The organism is Kitasatospora sp. NPDC058444 (assembly GCF_042721415.1).
Lineage (GTDB): Bacteria > Actinomycetota > Actinomycetes > Streptomycetales > Streptomycetaceae > Kitasatospora.
The window spans coordinates 1-1658 of sequence record NZ_JBHXLL010000098.1 but is presented as its reverse complement, the minus strand read 5'-3'; the positions used below and the strand labels follow the sequence as shown (position 1 = coordinate 1658).

Genomic DNA, 1658 nt, shown 5'->3' with positions numbered 1-1658 from the left:
GGCTCTTACAAGATTTTCGTAGTCGGTGATCGTCCTGGGCCCTGGGTCAGCTGAGCAGGATGCGCTGGCGTAGAAGGCGGTGACCCGCGCGGCCGTAGGTCTGCCGCTTGAGCAGCTTGATCTTGTTGTTGACGCCCTCGGTGCGGCCGTTGTGCCAGGGCAGGGTGAGGGCGTGGTCGACGCCGGCGCGGTCGCGCTCGAGACCGGTGGCGTAGGCGTGCAGGAACGGCAGGTCCGTGGCCCGGACCCGTGTGATCCATCTGGTCAGCGCCTCGGCGTTGGCCGATTTCGGGATGAGGAGGACGGCGAAGTCGCCTACAGCCCCTGCCAGGGCGGTCATCTCCGGGCAGGATCCAGCGAGTTGGTCACGCAGTACTCGCTGGTCCTCGCGCAGGTGGTCGGGGTCGGTGAGCAGGAGGCGGGCGGCCTTGCGCGGGGAGAGGCTGGCGTGGTCGGCCTCGACCCGGCCCTGGTTGATGTAGCGGACCAGGAGGTTCGCGCTGCCGGTGTAGCCCAGTTCCTTGATCTCGCGCAAGAGGTGGGTGACGGGCACGGCGGGGTTCTCGGCCCGGCGTCGGCGCAGGTGGTCGCGGTAGGGGTCGACCAGGGTGGGCCGGTAGAGGGGCGCCCGAACCAGGCGCTCGGGCTCAGTGTGGCGGGCGTAGCGCTTGACCGTGTTCAGCGCGAGGCCCAGACGGCGGGAGCATTCCAGCAGGCCGACCCCGGCATCGAGGAGTTGGTGGACCTGCTGCCACCGCTCGAGGGTGGTAGCGGCGCGGGTGCCTTCCCGAAGGGGCGGCCCGGCCTTGGCCCAGCACGCGCTGTGGGCTGCAATTTCCTTCAACACCGCCTCTGCCAGGCCGTGCCACAGGTGCCAGCGGTCGCAAACTTGAGTGATCGCGGGGTCGGCGTCGGTGGTGGCCTGGGCGAAGCCCCCGGCGCCGTCCCGGCAGACGACCTCGATACCGGGGTGGGCCTTCATCCAGGCGGTCACCGTCTCCATCTTGCGGTCCGGCAGGACATCGATGCGCTCGCCGGTTGCGGCGTCGATCAGGATGGTGGCGTAGTGGTGGCCCCGGCGCAGGGCGAACTCGTCGATGCCGAGCACCCGCGGGACGGTCCGGGCGGGCAGGCTGATGCGCATGAGGCAGTTCAGCACGCTCGCCCAGGTCAGCGCATGGTGCAGCACGCCCAGCAGGCGGGCCCCGGCCGACCCGGCCAGTGCCACCGCGACCGCGTCGACCACCTTCTGCAGGGCAGGAGTGCGACGCTGGTAGCGCCGGGTCAGCCCGTCGATCTGCTCGGCGAAGGTGACCTTCTCGCAGGCCGGGTTCTCGCAGTACAGGCGGCGCACCGATAAGTCGATCACGACCGCCCGACCGCCCACCGCTTCGTCTGCGACATGCCGCTCGTATCGAGAGTGCAACCAGTCCGACGACTGCCCGCACAACGGACACGCCGCCGGCAAGTCATCCCTGGTCCGGGCTGTGATCCTCAGCAGATCCCCGCTGGCCTCCACACGCTCGACCTGCACCGCGGCCAACTGCGGCAACAGGTCCCCCACCACGACAACACACCCAGACAGCGTCTCACCGCCAACCAGGCGACACCACAGGTAAGTTGAAGCGATCACCAGCTACGAAAATCTTGTAAGAGCC

General features: G+C 69.0%; 1 protein-coding gene. It reads right to left on the bottom strand.

Features of this window, described 5'->3' with window-relative positions; all coding sequences use genetic code 11:
- Positions 1 to 46: 46 nt before the first annotated feature.
- Positions 47 to 1555: an ISL3 family transposase gene (locus tag ACFWP2_RS39570; RefSeq protein ID WP_380460975.1), complete on the bottom strand. Its 1509-nt coding sequence runs from the start codon at positions 1553 to 1555 to the stop codon at positions 47 to 49.
- Positions 1556 to 1658 lie beyond the last annotated feature (103 nt).